Here is a 22,558-nt window from a genome sequence, read left to right as displayed (position 1 = left end):
AAAGCGATGGATTAGCAAGAAGGCTTCGCATTCATCACTTCGCGATTGAGTACTCGATAATATATTTTTTCATATTCCCACGTTATAAGATCGTTACAGAATACATGGCGCGCACGATGCAAGCAAGCTTCTCTCATCTGTGCCGCTAGGGACTCATTGCTTAGCAGTTGTACCGCATGTTCCGCCATTTTGTCTGTATCCCCAACAGGAGCCAAGTATCCCGTTTCACCATGGGTTACCAATTCGGGAATGCCCCCAGCTTCTGAGCCAATTGTCGGAACGCCACAAGCCATCGCCTCAAGTGCAACTAAACCGAAGCTTTCCTTCTCTGACGGCAGCAGCAAGACGTCAGCCAATGAGATGACTTGTGCAATCTCATCCTGCTTGCCCAGAAAATGAACACGATCCTCCAAGCCCATGTTACGAATCATGCATTGAACTTTAGGCATATCGGGACCTTCTCCTACAAAGACGAGTCTTGAAGGAACGTGCTCATGCACTTTCGCAAACACTTCCACTACATCACTTACCCGCTTCACAGGACGGAAGTTGGAGATATGCATCAATATTTTCTCATGGGGATAAGCAAATTCTGAACGCAAATGCGCAATATCGCGAGGATAATATACCCTTTTGTCAATAAAGTTGTAAGTCAGGTCGATATCTCGATTAATATCAAGCATTTCTCTCGTCTGCTTAATTAAATCCTGTGATACAGCTGTTACAGCATCACTCTGGTTAATAGCAAACCGTATCATGTCTTTCAGCGACTCATCCTGTGCCAGCACCGTGATGTCCGTGCCATGTAACGTCGTCACGACCTTAAGATCCGGATGTGCCATTTGCTTGGCAAGATAGGCACATACCGCATGTGGTACCGCGTAATGAACATGCAGCAAATCAAGCTGCTGAATGTTGGCGACTTGCGCCATCTTGCTCGCTAATGACAAATCATATGGCGGGTATCGGAATACATAATAATCATTTACATCTACTTCGTGATACTGTATATTCTTTTGAAATTTAGAACCTAAACGAAACGGAATATTGTGTGTTATAAAATGGATTTGATGACCGCGCTCTGCTAACAACTTGCCTAGCTCTGTCGCAACAACTCCAGACCCGCCGAGGGACGGATAACACGTTATTCCAATTTTCAAACCTTCGCTCAACCCGTTCCCCTCCTCTATTCAAGCGCTGTCATCTTCCTATATGAAGTCATAACTTGACGGTATTAGAATAAATGCACAGCGTATGGCCCTTTATGAATAAATGCTTCCGCTTGTGTCATCCCTCTGCCTTGACCAAGCAATGAATCACGAGCTTCCACTCGTTCTACATATCCTTGATTCAGTGGAGTAGATACAATGTCAGTCTGAGCCGATGGTGCCGTAAATTGTGACTCATAAGCCAGTAGTGCACTGCGTTTGTGATCGTATACATCCGATACATCAACAATTAGATCTGCAGGTGCAATATCATTAATAAAATAATAATAAACCTGGTCAACAAGATGGGCTTCTATATCAGGCATATAACGTCTCAGCTTGGCATTAAACACAGCTTCCTGTACAATTCGACTGCACATGACATGATCAGGATGCCGGTCTTCCCAATAAGGTGCAAATACAATTCGCGGGCGATAACGGCGTATCATGCGAACAACCGCCTGAATATGCTCATCCACCAGTTGAAGACCACGGTCGGGCAATCCGATCGTTTCCCGCGCGAACAACTGAAGCACTTCACTGGCAACGCCTGCTTCCTGCTGTCGTTTCTCTACGGTACCATTAGAGGACATCTCCGCATAGGTAAGATCACAGATCACCGTTCGATATCCAGCGAGCTGGTGTTTGGCGAGTGTGCCAGCCATCCCGATCTCGACATCGTCAGGATGTGCGCCAAAGGCAAGAATGTCCACATGTTCCATTAGGATTCATCGACTCCCGGCTTGTATTTGTGCTGCAATTCACGCCATGCAAAATCTCCGCGTTCCAACGCTTTAACAAGAATTTCAGCTGTTGCAATATTGGTGGCCACTGGAATGCCTTGTACATCACACAAACGCAAAAGCGCGATGATGTCCGGTTCATGAGGCTGTGCCATCAACGGATCACGCAAGAAGACGATTAAATCCATTTCATTGTCTGCAACTAAGGCGCCAATCTGCTGATCTCCACCTAACGGTCCCGATTTAAATCTTGTAATATCAAGGCTTGTCTGCTCCATAATTCGCAGCCCTGTTGTTCCTGTCGAAAATAACTTGTGACCCTCAAATACTTTTTCATAAGCAATTACAAAGTTAACAATTTCTGATTTTTTACGATCGTGTGCAATAAAAGCAATATTCAGCATAAGTCTACCCCTCCATCATCTATCCCGTTAAATGTATGTTCTATTGCTGAAAATCGTAGGTCGATGATATCATCATGTCTATTAGTCATCCAAAAGATGCTCAAAACCATAAACAAGCTGGTCCAATTGCATCACTTTCTTAACAGCAACATTCACACCTGGCATGTAGCCTGAACGCTCGTAGGAATCATGGCGAATCTTTAACGTCTGTCCATTGCCGCCAAATATTACTTCCTGCTGCGCAAAGATTCCCGGCAGGCGCACACTATGGATACGGAATCCATTATAATAGCCCCCACGAGCGCCTTCAATCTTCTCTTCTTCGTTCGGATTGCCCTGCTTATGTTCAGCACGCACCTGTGCAACAAGCTCTGCTGTCTTCACAGCTGTACCCGATGGAGCATCCAGCTTCTGATCACCATGGTATTCAATAATTTCCAGATCAGGGAAGTACTTAGCTGCTTGTTGGGCAAAACGCATCATTAATATCGCGCCTATTGAGAAATTAGGTGCAATTAACCCACCAAGTTCCTTTTCTTTGCACATGGCTTGCAGTTCCTCAATCTGCTCTGGGGTAAATCCCGTCGTTCCAATTACAGGCCTTACTCCGTGCTGAATAGCTAACGATGTATGCTGCATCACTGTACTTGGCGTCGTAAAATCAACGAGCACATCGGGCTTGCTGTCCGCTAGTGCAGCGGAAAGATCATTGGTTACCGTGACGCCGCACGATGGCAGGCCCACCAACGATGCTGCATCTACTGGTCCTGTTGTTGTAGCAATTGCTGCCGCCAATTCCAATGAGTCATCCTCAAGTACCATCTTAACCACTTCTCGTCCCATTCGTCCGCCTGCTCCGGCTACTGCTACTCGTATACGTTCCATGCTGATTAATCTTCCCCTTCCGAGCTTTGCTCGCCGTCAATACGTGTCCAACGATGTTTATCGCGTGTATTGAACTTATGCATGACCTCATCATGTGCTTTCGTTAAGTCAATGCCTAGTGAATTTGCAAAGCATAATAAAATAAACAGAAGATCACCCAGTTCATTCTCAATGGAGTTATCGGCTTCTGTTGCTTTCTTAGGTTTTTCTCCATGTAAATGGTTTACTTCACGTGCCAATTCGCCAGCTTCTTCAAGCAGCCTGGCTAGCATGGACAGTGGACTGAAGTACCCTTCTTTAAACTGAGAAATATATTGTTCCACCTCATGCTGCATATCGGCTAAAGGCTTGCTGCGCAGCGTGTCCAAGATGGCTCTGCGTTCTTGTTCTGTCATGCCATCTCCTTCTTCTACTTGTACAATTATGTAGGCTGTATTTAGCTTCTATGTTATCGTAAAGCATCATGGAAAACAAATGCTTTTTATCCTCACATCATTTCGATATACTAAGGAAGGTTAAGCATTTTGACACAAGGAGAACAGCGATATATGACATCCACGTTTCTGAATAGGGTATGGCATACATTCCTTCCGATCATGATTGGAACTGCCATTTACGCCTTCGGTCTGCTCTACTTTATTATCCCGAATCAGCTTATGGAAGGCGGCGTTACGGGTATAACCGTCCTGCTCAAATATGCCGCAGAGATCAATCCTGCACTTTCCACCCTCGTTATTAACATTCCTTTATTTCTAGTCGGTTGGCGATCACTTGGCAAAGTTCAAATGATTTATAGCATTTTTGGTGTCCTGTCCCTTACTTTCTTTTTGTGGCTGTTCGAATTAGCCGTATCCAGACAATGGATCGTCCCCTTCCAAACGGAACATGACTTTATTCTGGCTACATTATATGCTGGCGTTACACTAGGAACCGGATTAGGCATCGTATTCCGTTTTGGGGGCACAACTGGTGGTGTAGACATATTAGCACGCATTGCCAATCGCAAGTTTCATATCAGCATGGGTCAATTTATTTTAATACTAGACGTATTTATCATAGGTGCAGCATTGTTTTACATACCTAAAGAGAAAATATTATATACACTTGTAGCTGTATTTATTGCATCAAAGATGATTGACTTCATCCAGGAAGGTGCTTACGCAGCCAAGTCGTTTACCATTATTACTGACCATCCCGACGAGATTGGCAAGCTAATTACATCGGAATTGGAACGCGGCGTTACCTTGATTCCTGCTATAGGCTATTATTCCCGACAGGACAAGCAGATGGTGTATTGTGTCGTTGCCCGTCATGAGATGAGAAGACTAAAGTCCATCGTGAAGACTGTGGATCCGAGGGCGTTTATCGTTGTCGGAGATGTACATGATGTGCTTGGTGAAGGCTTTAAAGAAGAATAACAGGCAGGTTATTAGAAAAGGTCGGCAGTACTCGTCACTAGACGTGAACTGCCGACCTTTTCTTTTAGAACGATAAGAGAATATCGTTTGTCTCGTTCATTAACTAACTCGATTTATTCCATGGGCCTGCATGGATGTGATGTTCTTGATAACGGTATTTCTGATAGGCAACATATGCCAAGGTCACTGTTACTATACAAGCTAACCACATCACAACCCGTAATGGAATTTGATCCTCAGCTACGTTAGCAAATGCAGGGCTATCTTTCGCGTGGCCAAACAACGCCTTCATCAGCATAGGCTCATAATCTTGTAAAGCTCTTCGAGCCTGATCTCTCGATGCTGGTGAATCATTAATCTTCATGACCAGTACATTGATAGACTTTAACATCTCAACTGTCTGCACGGACCTTTGTATAGCCACTGCGGGCATTATCCGATCCGTATGCTCTAACCAGAGGCGACTAGCTTGTTCCCACTGCTGCTTAGTCCCCGCTTGAACCATCTGTTCCAGATCATCTCGCAGCACTTGTTCATACTGAAGCCACATCGATCGGTTAGGATGTGTGATCGCATCTACTGCCAATTTAAACTTAGCTGCAGCATGTGATAACTCTTTTTCGTTAATGGAAGCAGCATGAAGTTCACGCTTCATATCCACATACGTTTCCGTAATAGCTTTAATTTGCTCAGCAGTCATGCTGTCAAACAATCCCGGAGACGCAAGGACCAGTTCCAATTTTTTTACCGTATGCAAAGCTCCCGATACATCACCGGAAGCGACTTTTCGGTATAAACGTTCCGTGGAGGTGTCAACCTCCCTCCATCCTTGGTGCATATTCTGCTCTTTCGACTCCTCGACCGTTTCATTTAACGCATGAAGGAGTGGGCTGGTGAAGATTAGCATGATCAAAGCCAATAGGACACTCACAATCCTGTAACGGTGCATGGACATCCCTCCATGACTAACCTATGGGGCGATGTCTGAATTTAGAACAGCTCGTACGGTGTAATTCCGCATTTCTTCAATAAATAGCAAAGCTGAATTACAGCAACGATTGAATACCTTTACAATTTCACATTCAGCTTATTCGAGCTGCCGCTCATCATGCGTTCTTGTCTCAGACGATAATAATAAGCTATGCCTGCAGTAACTACACTTACACCCGTTAATATAATTGTAAAAGTCGATACTGCAGATACGTCATCCCATAACGCTTGTGGCAAATAGGGGTAAACATCATATTTATAATCCACATAATCATTCAACCATGTCCAGGCTGCTGCAAGACAAAGACTAATGCCAGCAAAGCGAAATAGACGTACAAACAAAACAGCTTCTATGGCCATCGCTAAGTGAGAGCTTATTAACATCCAATCCTGCCAAATCAACGGCTCACCCTGATAGGCACCCGCCAATATCATCGCACAAGCCCATATCCCATATTTAATAGAAGTTACTACTGCTAAAGCTTCGATTACGACACGGATCGCACTCAGCCATCTTTTCTGTTTCTTCATCGGAAATAGCAAAAACAACAGAGCTAATGAAAAAAACAAACTTGCTGTCGGACTGTCTGGTACAAATACAATTTGCCATTTCGGAGAGTGCTCCCAAGTATCCACCAATTGATATTTGTACCAGTAATAGCCGTAAATGGTTCCCAACGAGTTGGTCAAAAATAACGACCATAGCACCCATCTCTGCTTCAAAAAATAGCGACTCCATAACATTGACACCTTCAACGAATACCACAGCCTCCCAGATTAATAAAACAAAAAGTTACTGGACCAGTGACATAAATGGTACAACATACATCCAAAAAAAGCTGTAAATCAGCTGTATGAACAAACAAAACCTGACCGTCAATAACGATCAGGTTGTTCCTAACTATAGTTTACTCTGCTGCTTTCTGTTTCGCAAGCCATTCTGCTAGGTGATCGATGTCCTGATCTGTAAGACCCGCACCAATTGCCGTATCATACATTGCTGGCATCTTGCCATCACCCTTGCCCTCATGGATGATTTTCAAAATCTCATCTTTTGAAAGCGCATCCCCAATTCCACGTAGGCTTGGAGCGCTTGCGCCTTTCAAGTCAGCACCGTGGCACGCCACACATGTCGCCTTCTTAAAGGATGCCATTGCAGGATCATCTTTGTCCACAATCGCAATCTCCTTGCCTCCAGGCTTGGCTTGACCGGTCGGTTTGCCAGCCGCTGCTGCCTCGCGAGCTTTCTCTTCACGCTCAATATGCTCTGGAATGATGTTAAGCTCTTTTAACTCGTGTTCATATCCGTTCCAAGCAACCTTGGTTAAATAAATAACCGCGAGCAGAGATACAAACATCAAGGAGGAAGCGATTGGGCGTCTGTAGAAACGACGCTCTTTACCTGAATCGAGGAAAGGAGCCATAACCAGTCCACCGAACATAATGGCCGGTATCAGTACAGTGCCAATCACAACGTAGGAACCGGAGGCATATGGATACTTCAGTAATTGATACAGGAACAGGAAGTACCAGTCTGGAATCGGAACAAATCCTGTGTTGTTTGGATTTGCTGGATAACCTAACGGAGGCGGCTCGGAAATCGTTAGTACGAGAAAAGCTACCAACGCCACGACTCCTACCATCCATTCCTTTAGCAGGAAGTTAGGAATGAATGCTTCCGACTTGCCAGGATAAGTCGTGTAATCCGGTTGTTCCGGATTATAACTTCTTTTCTTTACGCGGGAGTCGCCAACATACACGACTTTTTCTTTGGATGAATGTCCGTGTGCCATCTTGGTTCCTCCTTTCTTATAGCGGTCCGGAAATACCTTGACGGCGAATCATAAAGAAGTGCGCGCCCAACAAGGCTAACAGTCCTGCCGGCAGGAAGAAGACGTGGATGGCAAAGAATCGCGTCAAAGTCTGGGCACCTACGATCGTGCCACCTTGCATCAATTCTTTTAAATAAGGTCCTATGTAAGGAACCGTATCCGCAATCTCCATACCGACTTTGGTAGCAAAGTATGCTTTGTTATCCCACGGGAGCAAGTATCCTGTGAAACCAAGGCCGAGCATTACAAAGAAGATTAACATCCCAACGACCCAGTTCATTTCACGCGGAGCCTTATATGAACCCGTAAAGAATACGCGAAGCGTATGTAAAAACATCATAACAATAACGAGACTTGCGCCCCAATGGTGCATACCGCGAACGATCTGCCCGAATGCAACTTTTGTCTGTAAATATTCAACACTGTAATAGGCATTCACGATATCCGGTACATAATACATAGTCAGGAACATTCCAGATAGAATCTGGATAACAGTAATAAAGAACGTCAATCCACCGAAGCAATACACAAATGCGGAGAAATGGTGCGCGGGGTTGACATGTTCAGGTACTTCGTGATCGGCAACGTCCCGCCACATCGGCGTAATATCGAGACGTTCGTCAATCCAGTTGTAAACACCCTTTAACATCTGTTGCTACGCCTCCTTATTTCGCACGTGTGTTCGGCATCTTATCGCCCAAGTAAACAAAACCGTCTTTGATTTTTACTTTGTATTCATCCAATGGTGCACGGGCAACAGCTAGCTGTTTGCCATCCGGTGTATAATGCGCGCCGTGACAAGGACAGAAATACTGGTCTTTATACTTCGCATTGTTGTTCCAGGAAACTGTACAGCCCAAATGCTTGCATACAGGGGATAACGCCAAGATTCCTTTATCATCCTTGCGAATCCATGCTGTCAATGTCGGCTTGCTCTCGTACCAGCCGTCAACTTGCGTCACTTCGAAGTTGAATTCTTGCGGCTGATCTGTAATCTTGCTTACTTCTACAACCTTGATGTAATTTCCCTCTGTCTTTTTCTGCAAAAGTGGATCTACCGCAAACCGAACCATTGGCAATGCTGCTCCCCCCGCCATAAAAGCAGTCGCCCCACCTAACGTGTATGAAAGAAATTGTCGACGCGACATTTCTTTGCGTGCCGCTGGTTTGTGAGGATTATGCTCGTTCTCATGCGGTTTGCTCATCGTCTCTTACCCCCCTTTACCCAACCGTTCTCGCAGCTTACTATGACGATTATCACATTCTAACTAAGACATCCCTATAATATCCCAGCCCTATGTAAGCGTCAAGAATTTACCAATTAATTTGGTACGATCAACCAATAGTGTTTCGTTAAATGTTGGGATTTTGTCACATTTGACACTAGTATTGTGATGAAGACCACATTGTTTGGACAAGCTCACTGATTCGTTGACGACTATTCTCGCTCTCAATATCTCGAGTAGCAAATGGAGTTAATACGAGATCACAATTCGACAGCTTCTCGTGCGGCAGATCCACCTGAGCAGACATACCAATAACATAACGGAAGCCAGCAGCTTTAAGTTCTGCCGCTAATCGATCCAACTTCGTCCACTCTCCATGTGCAACAGAGATGTCAGATGGATGACCAACAAAATGGTATGCTGGATATGTAACGATACGTCCATGAAAAGGAATTTCGACATGCTCCAGCCAATCTCTTAATTGCTCCAAGCATTGTGTCACTTGATAAGGTGTCAGAGCCCCTGTCAATCCGGTTACAGGAATTACACACGTATCTAAATACGGTTTCCATTGTTGCCACTGCGCTTCCGAGATTTCACTGAACTTCATGCTGTCCCCTCCGTTTTTCCTACTTCTTCCTCTCCATTATACTGATTTGCACAAAAAAATGAAGAATCGCATGATGCGTTCTTCATTGTAACGTTTTCAGCTCGTTCGTCAGCATTTGAAAGGATGCTTCATCCCCTGTAGCCAATGCTTCATCAATTGCTACGTAAATTTGACGGGTACGATGCTTACGAATCGCGTCGTCCCATATCATCTCTGCCGTCAAGCCCAACATCACTTCGTAAGAAACCTTCATTTTATCCATAGGATGCACCTCCAAACCCGAACGCTTAAGAGCTCCTATATTCCTTTCCTTTCACCACATAGCTATCTGTTGTTCGTTTCATGCGCTGTAAATCTTCTTCTGTCAGCTCGCGGATAACTCGTGCGGGTGAACCGAGAGAAAGAGTATAGGCCGGTATTTTTTTATTTTCGGTAATGACCGATCCTGCCCCTATTAAAGCATATTCACCGAGTTCCGCACCGTTCAGGACGATAGCCCCCATGCCGATTAATGTACCCTTGCCTATCCGGCAGCCGTGTATAATGGCGGCATGCCCGACAGATACATCTTCACTTACAAGAAGCGGCTGATTCGTGTTGACGTGTCCGATAACACCATCCTGAATATTGACGCGTTCAGCAATATGAATAGGTGCTAGATCTCCGCGCAGCACCGCGTTAAACCACACAGTGGAGCCTGCGCCGATTGTAACGTCGCCAATAAGTTTGGCTCCATCCGCCACATATACTGATTCATCGATACGTGGCATCTTATCTTGATAGGGTATGTACAACAAATGATCGCCTCCAACAGGTTCTTGCTCCTTCAGAATACCGGATGGATTTCTGCAAGCGCAGCAAGAAAAAAGTTGGAATCATCTTAGCAATGCCGTTGCTGCTTGTCAACAATTAATGGAATCTTATCATCATGATCGACATACACGCCTTGAATTAAGGTTTGTCCACGCTTCGTAACCTGCACGAGCGGACCAAGCTGCGAATGTTCTCCATATCGCAGCAGCCCCAAATATACCATCATACGAATAATGCGCTCTCTGAAAATAGATTGCGGCGTATCATAATAAAATGGCTTCAGATATGGCTGTAGAATGGATTCTAACGATTCTATTGTTGACCAGCGAGCGCTGCACAAGTTTACCCAGTGCACAATCGACAATAAATTGGGCACCGCATTTTTGTATAACTTTAACCAAAAACGATAGATGGGTTGAATCGGTTCATATCCGCCCCCATTAATAAACCGTTCTTGTCCTGTCGCTGTTAAGCGCAGGTGGCCTTCCATTTCCTCCAACCAGCCCTGATAAAATGCATAATCATAGATCAAGGACATCCGATTCGGGTAATCATGGAACCGCCTGCCGTATCCAAATCGCCACTCGCCTTTCTGGACAACAGCTTCCTTCACTGCAAAGCTGTCTAACAACTGCTGCTGTGTTTTTTTGTACATCACACTTTCGTTGTTAAGCGGCACTACTCCAGTATGAACAAACCGAAGCAGCTCTATCAGATCTTCTCCTAGTCGCCCATCCTCATCCCTATACGCCTCAGGCTCGTGCACATGAACCAACTGATGCTGAAATCGCTTGTGCAGTACATCACGAAACCTTCTTTTCAGATCATCTGGAACCTGGAACAAATACTTGGTTTGCTGACTGCATCCATTAAATAACCAGCCACTATGTTTAAACTTGACGATGGTATCCCTTGGATTTGCTGCTTCCTTGTTATCAGCCGCCTGTGAATCAAACCGAGTCTGCTGCACACGCGAAATGAGCTCTTCCAGACTAAATGCAGCTCGTTCATCGAAAAGCAAAGAATTTAAAAACCGCAGCTCTTCTAATGACATCGTATTCACTTGGTGCTCGAATATATCTCTGCTGCCCACAGCGCTCAGAATGGATTGAATCAGGTCATGTTTGGAATGCGAGTTGCATTCACAATCATATTGACGGGCAATACGAGCAAGCTGCTGTATATCCGCGTAACTAAGCATATCCGCTAAGTTCATGTTTCACCTCCATCCCGTATTCTTTTAATTTCTTGCCGAATCTCGTTGTACAGTAACCATTATTGGAAAAATGCACTTATTTATACGATCTATATACAAACAGATTAAAAAAACTTTTTATACAAATAAAATAAGCCTGCGGGTACATGCTTAGCAGCATGCAAACCACAGGCTTATTCGTTGTGTCTAATCGCAAACAAATGCGAATACCTTACTCTAATACAGACTTTATTAGCGTTGCAATGAGTGGGGTTGAACGTGGGCTGAGCAATTCATCAGCAAAGAGTGCCACTCCGTGTGATTGCGCTCGATAACTGTAAATGACAAATTGCCAATATGTCCTGTACATGACTCACCGAACAAACCAATAAACAGCTGGGCCAGCCAGCTGCCATGAGATACAATTAAAATGTTCTTCCCATCTGCGGCGGATGCAATGTGCTCCAGACTATCATGAGCTCGTTGACGAAGCACTTCGTCAGTCTCTTGACCAAGCTCCATCTTGCGCCAGTTCAAGCCCCACATCGTTTCTCGTTCCTCCGCAGTCGTACCTTCTATCTGACCATAATAACGCTCTAACAATCCTAGATGCGGTGCTAATAACGGGAGGTCGAGTTCACGCGCAATAATGGTGGCCGTTTCTTCAGCACGCATCAAACCACTTGAAATGACAGCATCAAAACGGTAAGATTCTTGCTTAAGCCGGTCAGCTAACATTAAAGCTTGCGAACGACCCACCTCATTCAGCGGAATATCGGTCTGTCCCTGTATCTTGCCTAACGCATTCCAATCCGTCAATCCATGACGGACAAGTCCGATTATTTGTGAAGTCATGAATTCTCCTTAGTTCACCTTAAATCTACTAGGTTGATTACGATGGGGAATCCCCTCACTATATTATGAACTTACTGCTTCACCCTCGTCAACCAATTCAGAAGCAGTAACGCAAACGTCACTCCAAACAAAGATAATGCTATCCAATAATGAGGGACTGTTGGAACAAGAAGAAGTGGTTCAATCGCACTATCTGCAGGTATATCGACGATAATAGCATTCGTCGTTGCGTCTGTACTTCCTGCAATAACAGCCGGGATAAGACCTGTTACCGGCTCTGCCTTGCTCGGTTCAAGGCGGATAACTAACACGATCAGACTACACAGAAACACAGCAAGACAAAATGAAATGATCCCCGCTAATACATTGCGTGTACGCGGTGACATGCGATGACCGCGACGATGAACCGGCATTAGCCACTGGTCCTCGCTATAAATGCGTTCCATCACCAAGGCGGGCTCGAATGATATTCTTTCGAACACCTCATCTTCTGCCTCCCAATCCATGAGGTCTTCATTCCATTCTTCACTTGCTGCCCATATGCGATATTGCTCCGCACACCCCTCACATTCTTGCAAATGGATATCAATCGCAAGACGTCGCGGATCGTCAGCCGGCATATCGGTGTATTCCGATATCCAATCGAGCGCTTCCGCACATTTCATTATCCGTTCATCCCTTCAACCCAGGCTCAGCAATGTAGCCTTCCAGCTGCAATTTGATGCTCGCTCTTGCCCGGAACAACAGTGACTTAACGGAACTAACTGTCTGCCCCAGCTTATGTGCGATCTCTTGATAGTCGAGCTGGTCGTATTCACGTAAGATGATAGCGGATCTTTGTTTCTCGGGCAAATTATTAATTGCTTCCCTGACGAGATTCACTTTCTCGTTTCGTAATGCTGCATATTCAGGGACTACTTCCTTAGGCGCTTCCGGTACGATACTGTTGTCCTCGTCAAGTGAGACCTGAATGCTGCGCTGCTTGCGCAGCTCGCTTAGCACCGTATTGCGTGCAATCGTATACAGCCAGGTTGAAAATGACGCCTCAGCCTCTCGGAACGTATGTAAGCTTCTAAATGCCTTATAGAAAGTATCCGCACACAAATCTTCCGCCATCAGCTCTAGCTGAGAACTTTTGAGCATGTGATAAATAAAGGCTAACACTTTACGTTGATAACGATTCATCAAATCCGCATATAATTCGACATCACCGTCTTTAATATCGCGAATGATCTGGGAATCAGTCATGGATTGCGATCCTCCTAGCTTTCCATTTCGATCCCGATGCGCTACCTTACGTTTATACTCCAGAAGTTATAAAAAGTTGCGAATCGGTGATTCAAAACTATAAATCTCTTAATATGTTCTACCATTTTGTCAAGTTATGCTAGCTTTTGTCATACTATTGGGCACAATCGTATTTTAACATAGGTCAAAAGCCAATTAACCTTAAATTTTCTTAAGATTCAAAATTAGGTACCATTCATTATGCTTCTGTATATCTAACGCATAGCTTTCCTGTTTTGTTGCACACGGCATAAAAAAATTTAAAAACAAAAAAAAACCACTCCATCAAGGAGTGGCTGCACACTGTGCAAATATTGGATAGGAGTGGAGAGAAACCATACTGTACTGTTATTATATTGTATACGTTTTCATTATGTCAATAACATTACAAAAATAATTTCTTATTTTATCAAATTTTTCCGTTTGGGCCCTGTTTACGAACCTTCACAAGCCCTCTGCATCTACTGTTTTGGCACTAACTCCCTTATACATATACCGTGTATCCAATTGACGTCAGCAGTGCATTAGCCTTATCCCAATCATCCTGCTGGCGGAAAGACAGGCGCAGCACCCCTGGCACATCCTCCCGACTTTCAATGATCTGGAGATTGCTCAAGTTAATGTGATGACTGCCAAGCACCGTTGCAATCTTACCAATAATACCTGGCGTATCAGGAACATCCATGTACAAATCGTATAAGGCATGGATAATCCCTTTCCGCCGTTCTGGCATCCGGCTCCTGAATTCACCAGACTGTTTGAACGCCTGCTGAATTCGATCACTGTCTTTGTTCGTTAAGATGTCAATCCAATCCTCAACGTTATGTCTCCAATCACGCAACAGCGTGAGCATAACATCCCGATTATTAATTAAGATATCACTCCATATCGTCGGGTCGCTGGAAGCAATCCGTGTAATATCTCGAAACCCTCCAGCAGCCAAATGAACATACATGTCATTTTGCTCATTATATTCTCGCACTTGATTAACAAGCGCCGCAGCCACGATGTGCGGAAGATGACTGATTGCACCTACAACGCGATCATGCTCCTCCGGATTCATCCTAATAATATGAGCACGCGTGTACTGCAGTAAGTCGACCAGACGCTGATAAGCAGACTCATTGACTTCTTCGTCAGGTGTCAGGACATAGAATGCATTCTCAAACAATAATGTAGAAGCTGCTTCAACTCCAGAGCGCTCAGAACCTGCCATCGGATGACCGCCAATAAAATGTACGTCCTCCCAATTCAGTTCACGCGCGCATTTAGATACTGAGGCTTTTGTACTGCCCACATCCGTAACAACACAACCGCGTCTAAGCGGTAAAGCACGAAGACGCAAGAGCATGCTATCGAGCATGCCTACGGGGGAGCATACAAAAATGTAATCTGCATCGCTTACGGCTTCCTCAAGTGAGGTCGTTGCCGTATCAACTACTCCTCGTTTTACGTATTTATCTGTGGACGATGGATTTGGTGAATACCCGATCACTTTAATACCTGGTTTACCTTTAAAGCAAAGGGCGAGCGAGCCGCCGATGAGCCCTACGCCCAGAATTGCAATGTTTGTACTCATGATGTCACCTTAACTTCCAGCAGAATCTGCTCCAATGCTTGTACGAAAGCTTCGTTGTGCTCAGGCTTCCCTATTGAAACACGCAAATATGTTGGGTACTTCCCATGACCTGCTCGTGTAATTATTCCTCTCTGCATTAGCATCAGGAACATGTCTTGTGCGGGCATGCCAACATCTACGAGGACAAAGTTGCCATGGGCAGGAAAGCTGCGCAATTGAAGACGATTGAACTGCTCTTGCAGGTACTCTCTTCCTTGTTTGTTGTTGTTCCTGCACATTTCAATGAAGGCCTGGTCTTCAATAGCAGCCTTTGCGGCAGCCTGCGCAAAACGTGTCGTATTAAAAGGCTCACGTACTTGATTAATTGTGTGGATCACAGCAGGATCGCCAACCCCATATCCGATGCGGAGGGATGCCAACCCATAAATTTTTGAAAATGTACGCAATGATATTAAATTGTTGAACTCTTTCAACAAAGCAAACGTGTCCGGAAATTGATCATCTGTCACATATTCAACATATGCTTCATCCAGCACGACTAATACATGCTTAGGCATCTGATTCATAAAAGCCACAATCTCATTGTGGGATAAAATAGTGCCTGTCGGATTGTTCGGATTGCAGATCCATACAATCTTGGTACGTTCCGTAACAGCAGCAAGCATAGCATCCAGATCATGAGCACCGTGCTTCATCGGTACTTCAATACACTTTGCGCCTTCAATCTCCGCGTTATGCTTATACTGTGGGAAAGTCTGATCCGCCATGATTGTCTCATCACCTGCGACGAGGTAAGCCCGGCAGATCATTAATATAATCTCATCAGAGCCAGCTCCAAAAATAATCTGGTTCGTGTTTACACCCAAGTGATGAGCAACAGCCGCTGTTGTCTGCAAAGCTGCACCATCAGGGTAAAGACTGGTATTGTTTACTTCATTTACAATGGCTTGCTTAGCCAGTTCGGAGCTGCCGTATGGATTCTCGTTCGACGCTAATTTAATCACTTCGTCAAGTCCTAGCTCACGCTTCACATCTTCAACTGACTTGCCTGGCTGATATACAGGCAAATGTACGACTGATTTCTTAGGCTGCATAGCTGCCCCACCCTTTCTGCAAATCCCTCATTGTGCTTACAAATTTATGACTTCAATTGTCGCACAAATTCACAAATTTGCAAGACCCCTGCATGGGAAGTATCTGGGTTCAGCAGCAACGGTATTGCATTTTCAATTTGCCTTACGATTGCGCTACCCACAATAACCCCGTCGCAATGCGGACTGAATCGGCGTACATGCTCTGCGGTGGAGATACCAAACCCGACACCAATCGGCAATGCCGTGGAAGCGCGCACCTCGTCCAAGAACGCTTCTACGTTCGCTTCAAACGTATCTCGCGTCCCGGTCACCCCAAGCGATGAGACACAGTAAACAAAGCCTCGAGCTGAGTTCACGATTCGCTGAATCCGTTCTTTAGAAGTCGGGGCTACAAGAGGTACAAGATGCACTTGGTAATGATCAGCAATCTCAAGTACCGGCCCACTTTCTTCTACTGGGAGATCAGGGATGATTATTCCGCTAATATCTGCCTCTGATAACGCCTGAAATAATGACTCAAGGCCATACTGAAGAACAGGATTATAATAAGTAAATAAAATATATGGAATTTTAGCACCCTGTAAGCGTGCTTGCTTAGCCAACTCAATCCCATCGCTGATTGTAATATTGTGCAGCAAAGCACGAGCTGACGCCTTCTCAATTACAGGACCATCCGCTAAGGGATCGGAGTAAGGAATTCCGAGCTCAATTGCATCTGCACCCGCTTCTTCCATACCAAGCAGCAATTGCAGCGTTATATGTCTGTTTGGGTCTCCTACTGTAATAAAAGGGATAAGTGCTGTCTCGCCTCTCGCCTTTAATTGTGCGAATGCAGTATCAATTCGATTCTCTATTTGAGCAGCTGTATTTCCTACATTAGTCATCCTACTCGCCTCCTAATTCCAATGCTTGCATAATCGTCCCTACATCTTTATCGCCTCGACCCGACAAACAGATTACAAGAAGTTGATCTGGGCTCATCTGTGGCGCAAGCTTTACTGCATGTGCAATCGCATGGGAGGACTCTAATGCAGGCAAAATGCCCTCTGTTCTGCACAACAACTGCAGCGCCTCAATCGCCTCAGCATCTGTAATCGGCACATATTCGGCGCGAGAGCAGTCTTTAAGATAGGCATGTTCAGGGCCGACTCCAGGGTAGTCAAGTCCAGCTGAGATAGAATGTGCGGGCTGAACCTGACCATGCTTATCTTGGAGCAAGTAGCTGAGCGATCCTTGAAACACACCAGGACGGCCGAGCGTCATCGTTGCCGCATGCTCCTCGGTGTCGATCCCTTTCCCAGCAGCCTCGACCCCTATCAGTCTGACCTGGTTGTCTTCAATAAAAGGATAGAACATTCCCATCGAATTGCTACCCCCACCAACAGCAGCCACTACTGCATCTGGCAGTCGTCCTTCCATCTCAAGTAGTTGTTTCCGTGTCTCATCGCCGATGATCCGTTGAAAGTCTCTTACGATCATAGGATAAGGATGCGGACCCACAACGGATCCTAATATATAAAACGTATCTTCGACATGGCTTACCCAGTAGCGCAGCGTCTCATTGCCAGCATCTTTGAGCGTCCGTGTGCCAGATAGCACGGGAACGACTTCCGCCCCAAGTAGACGCATGCGAAATACATTTAGCTGCTGACGCTTCATGTCCTCTTCGCCCATAAACACTTTGCATTCCATGCCTAGCAGTGCAGCAACCGTTGCCGTGGCAACACCGTGTTGGCCCGCTCCCGTCTCCGCAATGACTTTACGTTTACCCATACGCTTGGCCAGCAGCGCCTGGCCGATCGTATTATTAATTTTGTGTGCACCAGTGTGGTTTAGGTCTTCGCGTTTCAAATATATTTTAGCACCGCCGAGTTCTGCGCTAAGCCGTTCTGCGTGATACAAGGCTGTTGGTCTGCCTGAATAATTTCGCAGCAAATGGATCAATTCTTTCTGAAAATCCGGATCAACTACATACTGTTTATAAGCTTCCTCCAGTTCCAAGAGTGCGTTCATTAATGTCTCTGGGACATAGCGGCCTCCAAATGATCCATATCGACCTTGTTGATCCGGATAGGTATACGTGTTAGTCGTATCAGTTGAGCTTGTCATAAGATCTCACCCTTTCTATAAATGAAGCCACTTTAGTTATGTCTTTTATGCCGTTAGATTCAACCCCACTGGATACGTCTACTCCCTGAATAGAGTATTGTGAGAGAAGAGAGCCTACATTATTAGGATCTAATCCACCTGCCGCGTAAAGCGGTAAATGCATTTGATGAGCCACTTTTGCATATGCCGGAATGACGTCCCATGCAAAAGTTATACCTGACCCGCCGCCATGCACAGGATCATGTGTATCCAGCAGTAACAGATCTACATAATTGCTGCATCTGTCCAACGTAGACAGCTGTCGCTCGGCTTGTTCGTTCCGTGTATATGAAATCTGATCTTTTTGAGCAGCACGAGGTTCTGTTATCGATATCGTACTCCATATTTGAACGTCCCAACGTTCTTTAATCCATTGATATATGTCTGTATCCTCAACGTGGTGCAATTGCACAGCCTGCAGGGGAACATGGTCTAGCACTTGCTGCAATCCATCACGATCTACTTTGGCAAACACACCAACTGTGTGTGGAATATCAGCGACTGATGCTTGTAGCTGTCTGATGAGTCGTTCTCCTTCAAGAGGAGTAATCTGGCGCCTGCTCGGTGCAAACACAAAGCCGATGTGATCTGGCTTCAAAACAGCTACATCACATAAAGTACGGACATCGCTCAATCCGCAAATCTTTACCTTCATCGTTCTCCTCCTAGCTATTAATTTGCTCAGAGGCGTTCTCCACCCCGCTCATAAGGTCATTTACGGCTGCTCCAACTTCTCCTTGGCGCATAAAATGTTCACCGATCAGGACTGCGTCAACATGCTGTTCTGCCAATGCTGCCAGATGCTCTGGCAAATGAATTCCGCTCTCACTTATTAAGACACGTCCTTCTGGCACAAGAGGGCGCAGCTTCTCCGTCTGTTTGAGGTCAGTTACAAAAGTATGGAGGTTCCGATTGTTAATCCCTACTAATTCCACATTCTCCAAAGCATTTACCCTCGCCAGTTCAGCTTCATCATGGACTTCGACAAGAGCTTCCATTCCAAGCTCACGAGTAAATTGGTGCAGGTGCTTAAGCTCATCATCGTTCAGTATCGCAGCGATCAACAAAACTGCATCAGCCCCAATCACGCGGGCCTCTAACAACTGCTCTTCGCTTATAATGAATTCCTTCCGCAGCAAAGGGACCTGTACTTCCGCTCTCACCCTTTTAAATATATCAATTCCACCTTGAAAATAGGATACGTCTGTCAGCACAGATAGCGCATCAGCCCCTGCCCCAACGTAATCGCGCGCTATCGCAACAGGGTCAAAGTCAGCCCGGATCAATCCCTTAGATGGCGAAGCTTTCTTCACTTCTGCTATGAGGCCGATTGCACGCTTGCGCTGTGCGGTTAATGCCGCTTTCAGGGAGCGAACAGCGGGCATACTCGCCGCCGCTTGCTCTACTTCATGACGATTCATCGTCTTGCGCAAATTCGCTACTTCCTCTTGCTTAGTTGCTACGATTCGATTAAGAAACATGACTTAAGCCTCCTGTCGTTTCGATCCATTGTTCAAGCTTATGCAATGCCTTACCGCTGTCGATTGCTGCTGATGCTGCATGAACTCCCTCTGCAATGGACTCTGCTTGACCAGATACATAAATGCAGGCTCCTGCATTGGCAAGTACGATGTCGCGGTGTGCGCCATGCTCACCGTGCAGTATTCGATTTATCAGAGCTGCATTCACATTCGCATCCCCACCCAGTACTTCGCTCAGCGGCATTGTAGCTAACCCAATTTGTTCTGGCGTAATATCGTAAGTAATGATATCACCATTTCTCAGCTCGCTAATTCGTGTAGGAGCAGACAAGCTTATTTCATCCAAACCGTCTGCACTAGCTACGACCAAGGCACGTTTTAGGCCCAGTTCACGTAACACTGCTGCGACTGTATCCGTCTTTGTCCGATCATATATGCCTAGCACCTGACGATCAGCCCCAGCAGGATTCGTTAGCGGCCCAAGCATATTAAATACGGTGCGTACACCTAATTCTCTACGTGGAGCAGCAGCATGCTTCATTGCAGGGTGGAATACCTGTGCAAACATAAAGCAGATGCCAATCTGGTCAAGGCAATCAGCAGCTTGCTCGCTGCTAAGCTGAATGTTCACCCCAAGCGCTTCTAAGACGTCCGCGCTGCCTGCTTTACTCGAAGCTGAACGATTACCATGCTTGGCAACACGTACTTCCGAGGATGCTGCTAAAATAGCGGAAGCGGTAGAAATATTAAATTTATGAATACCTGATCCACCTGTACCACACGTATCCAGGAGGCGATCTTTTGCTGTAACAACCTGATGAGCACGGCTGCGCATCGCTTCCGCAAAGCCAGCAATTTCATCAACGGTCTCGACTTTTAGCCGCATACCAGCCAACAAGGCGCCGATCTGAGCCGAAGTAGCCAACCCTTCCATTATATCTTCCATGACTGCTCTTGCCTGTTCCCTTGATAGATGATTCCCTTCCAGCACAAGACGCAACCCTTCTTTTACCCGCTCATCTGTGTTCATCATTGAATCCCCCTTTCCATTTCCGAACCCGGTTCAACCTGTAAGTAATAATCCCAATTCACTTGGCTGCACCCCGTAGTTGGAGGGGACGCTGTACTGCTATCAACTGTCTGCTTATGAAGCTGTTGACTGAATATTAGTTCTGCTCGTTCAATGGCCACTAACATTCCCTTTGCTTTATTTACGGTCTCTTCGTATTCTTTTTCTGCGATCGAATCCCACACGATACCGGCTCCTGCCTGTACATAAGCTTTGCCATGCTTAAAAATGATCGTTCTGATCGTAATACAAGTGTCAAGATTGCCATTAAAGCCAAGATACCCGATTGCACCTGCATAAGCTCCACGCGCTTCATGCTCCAGCTCTGCTATAATCTCCATCGCTCTAATTTTCGGCGCACCTGATACGGTTCCAGCAGGCAGGCAAGAAATAAAAGCATCAAAGAAATTTTTGTCTGCGCGAAGTTGGCCGGATACGTTAGACACAATGTGCATGACGTGCGAGTAGCGTTCAACATTCATATATGAATCACATTGAACCGAACCATATTCGCATACACGTCCAATGTCATTTCTTCCGAGATCAACCAGCATGATGTGTTCGGCGCGTTCTTTCTCATCTGCCAGAAGCTCTTGCTCCAGCGCATTGTCGCATTCGACCGTGTTTCCTCTTGGTCTTGTTCCTGCGATCGGTCGAGTCTCGACGCGATCTTCTTTCACTCGCACTAACGCCTCAGGCGAAGACCCGACAAGTGTCTCATCTCCCATTTTAAGCATGTACATGTAGGGTGACGGATTTGTAATACGAAGCATTCGATATACATCTAGTGGCTCCGCCTCCGTTGTTTGTTCAAATCTTTGCGACAACACCACCTGAAACACATCTCCTGTTCGAATATACGCCTTCGCCCGTTCCACTTTATCCATAAAGGATTGCTTGGTTTCGTTGCTACGCAATGAACGGCTGGCAGTCGACTGCTGTGTTGTGAACTCCTCATGGGGCATAGATCTCAGAGCATTGGTTAGCGGTGCTGATAGTAAGCAGATTAGCCGCTCCAGCTTAATCTTAGTTTCTTCATACAATTGAGTGATCTGTGTGGCTTCAGCATGTTCTGGAACGTGTAGGTTCACCATCACCTGCATCTGCTGCTTTACATGATCAAATGCAATCAACTGATCACAAAACATAAACTGAATATCGTTCATGTTCAAATCATCCTTGGTATGACGCGGCAGGCGCGCTTCATATTGCTGCATCAGGTCGTAACCGAAAAATCCGATCGCTCCGCCAGTCAAAGGCGGCAATCCCGGAATAATCGGGCTGCGGTATTGCTGCAGCAGACTTTGAAGTGCTTCTAGCGGCTTATCTTCCATGCAATGCTGTCTTCCCTGCTCAACAACAACGTTAACACCGTTCTTTCCTTTGAAAAGCAAGAATGGGTCTGTACCTATAAAAGAGTAACGGGCCCACTGGGTGCCCCCCTCTACACTTTCAAGCAGGAATGCATACTTCTCATGTTGGAGCCTTTGAAACAGCCGTATTGGTGTTTCTGTATCTGCTACGATTGTGCAGGATAAAGGAATCACATTATAATGCTTGGATAACTCAAGAACTTGATGAATATGGGGAAACATCGTCCTTCACTCCTTTCAGTCCATTAGCCTCAAAAGGCTGATTTAAAATGGACAGAGTGCAACAAAAAAACCTCTACGCACAGTAGAGGTTGTTGTAAATAACGATGAAATTATTAGTGAGTAGGT

General features: G+C 45.6%; 26 protein-coding genes. 1 reads left to right on the top strand and 25 read right to left on the bottom strand.

The genetic code is table 11. The annotated features are described in order from the left end of the window. Window positions 1–11: 11 nt before the first annotated feature. The 5 genes from bshA to QP775_RS01480 all read right to left on the bottom strand — a co-directional run bounded on the left by bshA (window position 12) and on the right by QP775_RS01480 (window position 3,635). The gene (bshA, locus tag QP775_RS01500; protein ID WP_239327257.1) at window positions 12–1,172 is read right to left on the bottom strand and encodes an N-acetyl-alpha-D-glucosaminyl L-malate synthase BshA; all 1,161 of its coding nucleotides are present in this window, start codon (window positions 1,170–1,172) and stop codon (window positions 12–14) included. Between the two features lie 62 nt (window positions 1,173–1,234). Beyond that, window positions 1,235–1,930, bottom strand: a complete 696-nt coding sequence (bshB1, locus tag QP775_RS01495; RefSeq protein ID WP_239327256.1) for a bacillithiol biosynthesis deacetylase BshB1 — start codon at window positions 1,928–1,930, stop codon at window positions 1,235–1,237. Continuing rightward, window positions 1,930–2,355 carry a methylglyoxal synthase gene (locus tag QP775_RS01490; RefSeq protein ID WP_239327255.1) on the bottom strand — a complete coding sequence of 142 codons (426 nt, stop codon included), beginning with the start codon at window positions 2,353–2,355 and terminating at the stop codon, window positions 1,930–1,932. Before QP775_RS01490 ends, bshB1 begins: the two co-directional genes overlap by 1 nt. 81 nt (window positions 2,356–2,436) lie before the next feature. After that, window positions 2,437–3,240 (bottom strand): 4-hydroxy-tetrahydrodipicolinate reductase, encoded by an 804-nt coding sequence (gene dapB, locus QP775_RS01485; RefSeq protein ID WP_285103005.1) that lies wholly within the window; start codon window positions 3,238–3,240, stop codon window positions 2,437–2,439. Window positions 3,241–3,245: 5 nt separating this feature from the next. Next, the gene (locus QP775_RS01480) at window positions 3,246–3,635 is read right to left on the bottom strand and encodes a nucleotide pyrophosphohydrolase (protein ID WP_285103003.1); all 390 of its coding nucleotides are present in this window, start codon (window positions 3,633–3,635) and stop codon (window positions 3,246–3,248) included. 153 nt (window positions 3,636–3,788) lie between these two features. Between QP775_RS01480 and QP775_RS01475 the strand changes: the two genes are divergently transcribed. Next, window positions 3,789–4,658: a YitT family protein gene (locus QP775_RS01475; protein ID WP_239327252.1), complete on the top strand. Its 870-nt coding sequence runs from the start codon at window positions 3,789–3,791 to the stop codon at window positions 4,656–4,658. Between the two features lie 103 nt (window positions 4,659–4,761). On the opposite strand, the gene QP775_RS01470 is transcribed toward QP775_RS01475, so the two are convergent. The 20 genes from QP775_RS01470 to trpE form a co-directional block, all read right to left on the bottom strand. Continuing rightward, window positions 4,762–5,607, bottom strand: a complete 846-nt coding sequence (locus tag QP775_RS01470) for a sporulation protein YpjB (protein ID WP_285103000.1) — start codon at window positions 5,605–5,607, stop codon at window positions 4,762–4,764. Between the two features lie 119 nt (window positions 5,608–5,726). After that, window positions 5,727–6,404 (bottom strand): DUF1405 domain-containing protein, encoded by a 678-nt coding sequence (locus tag QP775_RS01465; protein ID WP_285102998.1) that lies wholly within the window; start codon window positions 6,402–6,404, stop codon window positions 5,727–5,729. A 152-nt stretch (window positions 6,405–6,556) separates the two neighbouring features. Beyond that, entirely contained in the window at window positions 6,557–7,441 is an 885-nt protein-coding gene (locus QP775_RS01460; protein ID WP_239327249.1) for a c-type cytochrome, read from the bottom strand. A gap of 16 nt (window positions 7,442–7,457) precedes the next feature. Then, window positions 7,458–8,129, bottom strand: a complete 672-nt coding sequence (gene qcrB, locus QP775_RS01455) for a menaquinol-cytochrome c reductase cytochrome b subunit (RefSeq protein WP_239327248.1) — start codon at window positions 8,127–8,129, stop codon at window positions 7,458–7,460. Between the two features lie 16 nt (window positions 8,130–8,145). Beyond that, window positions 8,146–8,685 (bottom strand): Rieske (2Fe-2S) protein, encoded by a 540-nt coding sequence (locus tag QP775_RS01450; RefSeq protein WP_239327247.1) that lies wholly within the window; start codon window positions 8,683–8,685, stop codon window positions 8,146–8,148. Window positions 8,686–8,863: 178 nt separating this feature from the next. Continuing rightward, window positions 8,864–9,316, bottom strand: a complete 453-nt coding sequence (locus QP775_RS01445; RefSeq protein ID WP_285102994.1) for a DUF2487 family protein — start codon at window positions 9,314–9,316, stop codon at window positions 8,864–8,866. Between the two features lie 82 nt (window positions 9,317–9,398). After that, window positions 9,399–9,578, bottom strand: coding sequence for an IDEAL domain-containing protein (locus QP775_RS01440; RefSeq protein WP_028544273.1), 180 nt, complete (start codon window positions 9,576–9,578; stop codon window positions 9,399–9,401). Window positions 9,579–9,603: 25 nt separating this feature from the next. Next, window positions 9,604–10,086 (bottom strand): gamma carbonic anhydrase family protein, encoded by a 483-nt coding sequence (locus tag QP775_RS01435; protein ID WP_239327748.1) that lies wholly within the window; start codon window positions 10,084–10,086, stop codon window positions 9,604–9,606. Window positions 10,087–10,196: 110 nt separating this feature from the next. Continuing rightward, window positions 10,197–11,345: a hypothetical protein gene (locus tag QP775_RS01430; RefSeq protein ID WP_239327245.1), complete on the bottom strand. Its 1,149-nt coding sequence runs from the start codon at window positions 11,343–11,345 to the stop codon at window positions 10,197–10,199. Between the two features lie 231 nt (window positions 11,346–11,576). After that, entirely contained in the window at window positions 11,577–12,179 is a 603-nt protein-coding gene (locus tag QP775_RS01425) for a histidine phosphatase family protein (RefSeq protein ID WP_239327244.1), read from the bottom strand. Between the two features lie 71 nt (window positions 12,180–12,250). Continuing rightward, complete coding sequence (locus tag QP775_RS01420; protein ID WP_239327243.1) at window positions 12,251–12,844, bottom strand: zf-HC2 domain-containing protein; 594 nt, start codon at window positions 12,842–12,844, stop codon at window positions 12,251–12,253. Window positions 12,845–12,851: 7 nt separating this feature from the next. Then, complete coding sequence (locus tag QP775_RS01415; protein WP_028544268.1) at window positions 12,852–13,427, bottom strand: RNA polymerase sigma factor; 576 nt, start codon at window positions 13,425–13,427, stop codon at window positions 12,852–12,854. 523 nt (window positions 13,428–13,950) lie between these two features. Further along, window positions 13,951–15,045 (bottom strand): prephenate dehydrogenase, encoded by a 1,095-nt coding sequence (locus QP775_RS01410; protein ID WP_239327242.1) that lies wholly within the window; start codon window positions 15,043–15,045, stop codon window positions 13,951–13,953. Then, window positions 15,042–16,139: a histidinol-phosphate transaminase gene (hisC, locus tag QP775_RS01405; protein ID WP_285102987.1), complete on the bottom strand. Its 1,098-nt coding sequence runs from the start codon at window positions 16,137–16,139 to the stop codon at window positions 15,042–15,044. Before hisC ends, QP775_RS01410 begins: the two co-directional genes overlap by 4 nt. Before the next feature lie 44 nt (window positions 16,140–16,183). Then, window positions 16,184–17,023, bottom strand: coding sequence for a tryptophan synthase subunit alpha (gene trpA, locus QP775_RS01400; protein WP_285102985.1), 840 nt, complete (start codon window positions 17,021–17,023; stop codon window positions 16,184–16,186). A 1-nt stretch (window position 17,024) separates the two neighbouring features. Next, the gene (gene trpB, locus QP775_RS01395) at window positions 17,025–18,248 is read right to left on the bottom strand and encodes a tryptophan synthase subunit beta (RefSeq protein WP_239327239.1); all 1,224 of its coding nucleotides are present in this window, start codon (window positions 18,246–18,248) and stop codon (window positions 17,025–17,027) included. Further along, window positions 18,232–18,942 carry a phosphoribosylanthranilate isomerase gene (locus QP775_RS01390; RefSeq protein WP_285102984.1) on the bottom strand — a complete coding sequence of 237 codons (711 nt, stop codon included), beginning with the start codon at window positions 18,940–18,942 and terminating at the stop codon, window positions 18,232–18,234. The genes trpB and QP775_RS01390 overlap by 17 nt, the downstream gene beginning before the upstream one ends. Window positions 18,943–18,952: 10 nt before the next feature. After that, the gene (gene trpC, locus QP775_RS01385; RefSeq protein WP_285102983.1) at window positions 18,953–19,768 is read right to left on the bottom strand and encodes an indole-3-glycerol phosphate synthase TrpC; all 816 of its coding nucleotides are present in this window, start codon (window positions 19,766–19,768) and stop codon (window positions 18,953–18,955) included. After that, on the bottom strand, window positions 19,758–20,798 hold the full coding sequence (gene trpD, locus QP775_RS01380) for an anthranilate phosphoribosyltransferase (RefSeq protein WP_285102982.1): 1,041 nt from the start codon (window positions 20,796–20,798) through the stop codon (window positions 19,758–19,760). The genes trpC and trpD overlap by 11 nt, the downstream gene beginning before the upstream one ends. Next, window positions 20,798–22,432, bottom strand: a complete 1,635-nt coding sequence (gene trpE, locus QP775_RS01375) for an anthranilate synthase component I (RefSeq protein WP_285102981.1) — start codon at window positions 22,430–22,432, stop codon at window positions 20,798–20,800. The genes trpD and trpE overlap by 1 nt, the downstream gene beginning before the upstream one ends. Window positions 22,433–22,558: the final 126 nt, after the last annotated feature.

It is taken from the genome of Paenibacillus sp. UMB4589-SE434, assembly GCF_030226685.1.
Lineage (GTDB): Bacteria > Bacillota > Bacilli > Paenibacillales > Paenibacillaceae > Paenibacillus_B.
The sequence above is the reverse complement of the archived record's forward strand: the minus strand, read 5'-3'. Positions and strand labels throughout refer to the sequence as shown.

Bases quoted from the DNA above. Each gene is read 5' to 3' on its own strand.
- QP775_RS01415 (WP_028544268.1), bottom strand. From the start codon at position 13,427: ATGACTGATTCCCAGATCATTCGCGATATTAAAGACGGTGATGTCGAA.
- QP775_RS01425 (WP_239327244.1), bottom strand. From the start codon at position 12,179: ATGACTTCACAAATAATCGGACTTGTCCGTCATGGATTGACGGATTGG.
- trpC (WP_285102983.1), bottom strand. From the start codon at position 19,768: ATGTTTCTTAATCGAATCGTAGCAACTAAGCAAGAGGAAGTAGCGAAT.
- QP775_RS01480 (WP_285103003.1), bottom strand. From the start codon at position 3,635: ATGACAGAACAAGAACGCAGAGCCATCTTGGACACGCTGCGCAGCAAG.
- QP775_RS01460 (WP_239327249.1), bottom strand. From the start codon at position 7,441: ATGGCACACGGACATTCATCCAAAGAAAAAGTCGTGTATGTTGGCGAC.
- bshB1 (WP_239327256.1), bottom strand. From the start codon at position 1,930: ATGGAACATGTGGACATTCTTGCCTTTGGCGCACATCCTGACGATGTC.
- QP775_RS01390 (WP_285102984.1), bottom strand. From the start codon at position 18,942: ATGAAGGTAAAGATTTGCGGATTGAGCGATGTCCGTACTTTATGTGAT.
- QP775_RS01445 (WP_285102994.1), bottom strand. From the start codon at position 9,316: ATGAAGTTCAGTGAAATCTCGGAAGCGCAGTGGCAACAATGGAAACCG.
- QP775_RS01450 (WP_239327247.1), bottom strand. From the start codon at position 8,685: ATGAGCAAACCGCATGAGAACGAGCATAATCCTCACAAACCAGCGGCA.
- trpB (WP_239327239.1), bottom strand. From the start codon at position 18,248: ATGACAAGCTCAACTGATACGACTAACACGTATACCTATCCGGATCAA.
- QP775_RS01410 (WP_239327242.1), bottom strand. From the start codon at position 15,045: ATGAGTACAAACATTGCAATTCTGGGCGTAGGGCTCATCGGCGGCTCG.
- trpE (WP_285102981.1), bottom strand. From the start codon at position 22,432: ATGTTTCCCCATATTCATCAAGTTCTTGAGTTATCCAAGCATTATAAT.
- QP775_RS01490 (WP_239327255.1), bottom strand. From the start codon at position 2,355: ATGCTGAATATTGCTTTTATTGCACACGATCGTAAAAAATCAGAAATT.
- QP775_RS01475 (WP_239327252.1), top strand. From the start codon at position 3,789: ATGACATCCACGTTTCTGAATAGGGTATGGCATACATTCCTTCCGATC.
- QP775_RS01435 (WP_239327748.1), bottom strand. From the start codon at position 10,086: ATGCCACGTATCGATGAATCAGTATATGTGGCGGATGGAGCCAAACTT.
- QP775_RS01430 (WP_239327245.1), bottom strand. From the start codon at position 11,345: ATGAACTTAGCGGATATGCTTAGTTACGCGGATATACAGCAGCTTGCT.
- QP775_RS01420 (WP_239327243.1), bottom strand. From the start codon at position 12,844: ATGAAATGTGCGGAAGCGCTCGATTGGATATCGGAATACACCGATATG.
- QP775_RS01440 (WP_028544273.1), bottom strand. From the start codon at position 9,578: ATGGATAAAATGAAGGTTTCTTACGAAGTGATGTTGGGCTTGACGGCA.
- trpA (WP_285102985.1), bottom strand. From the start codon at position 17,023: ATGACTAATGTAGGAAATACAGCTGCTCAAATAGAGAATCGAATTGAT.
- dapB (WP_285103005.1), bottom strand. From the start codon at position 3,240: ATGGAACGTATACGAGTAGCAGTAGCCGGAGCAGGCGGACGAATGGGA.
- qcrB (WP_239327248.1), bottom strand. From the start codon at position 8,129: ATGTTAAAGGGTGTTTACAACTGGATTGACGAACGTCTCGATATTACG.
- QP775_RS01470 (WP_285103000.1), bottom strand. From the start codon at position 5,607: ATGCACCGTTACAGGATTGTGAGTGTCCTATTGGCTTTGATCATGCTA.
- trpD (WP_285102982.1), bottom strand. From the start codon at position 20,798: ATGAACACAGATGAGCGGGTAAAAGAAGGGTTGCGTCTTGTGCTGGAA.
- hisC (WP_285102987.1), bottom strand. From the start codon at position 16,139: ATGCAGCCTAAGAAATCAGTCGTACATTTGCCTGTATATCAGCCAGGC.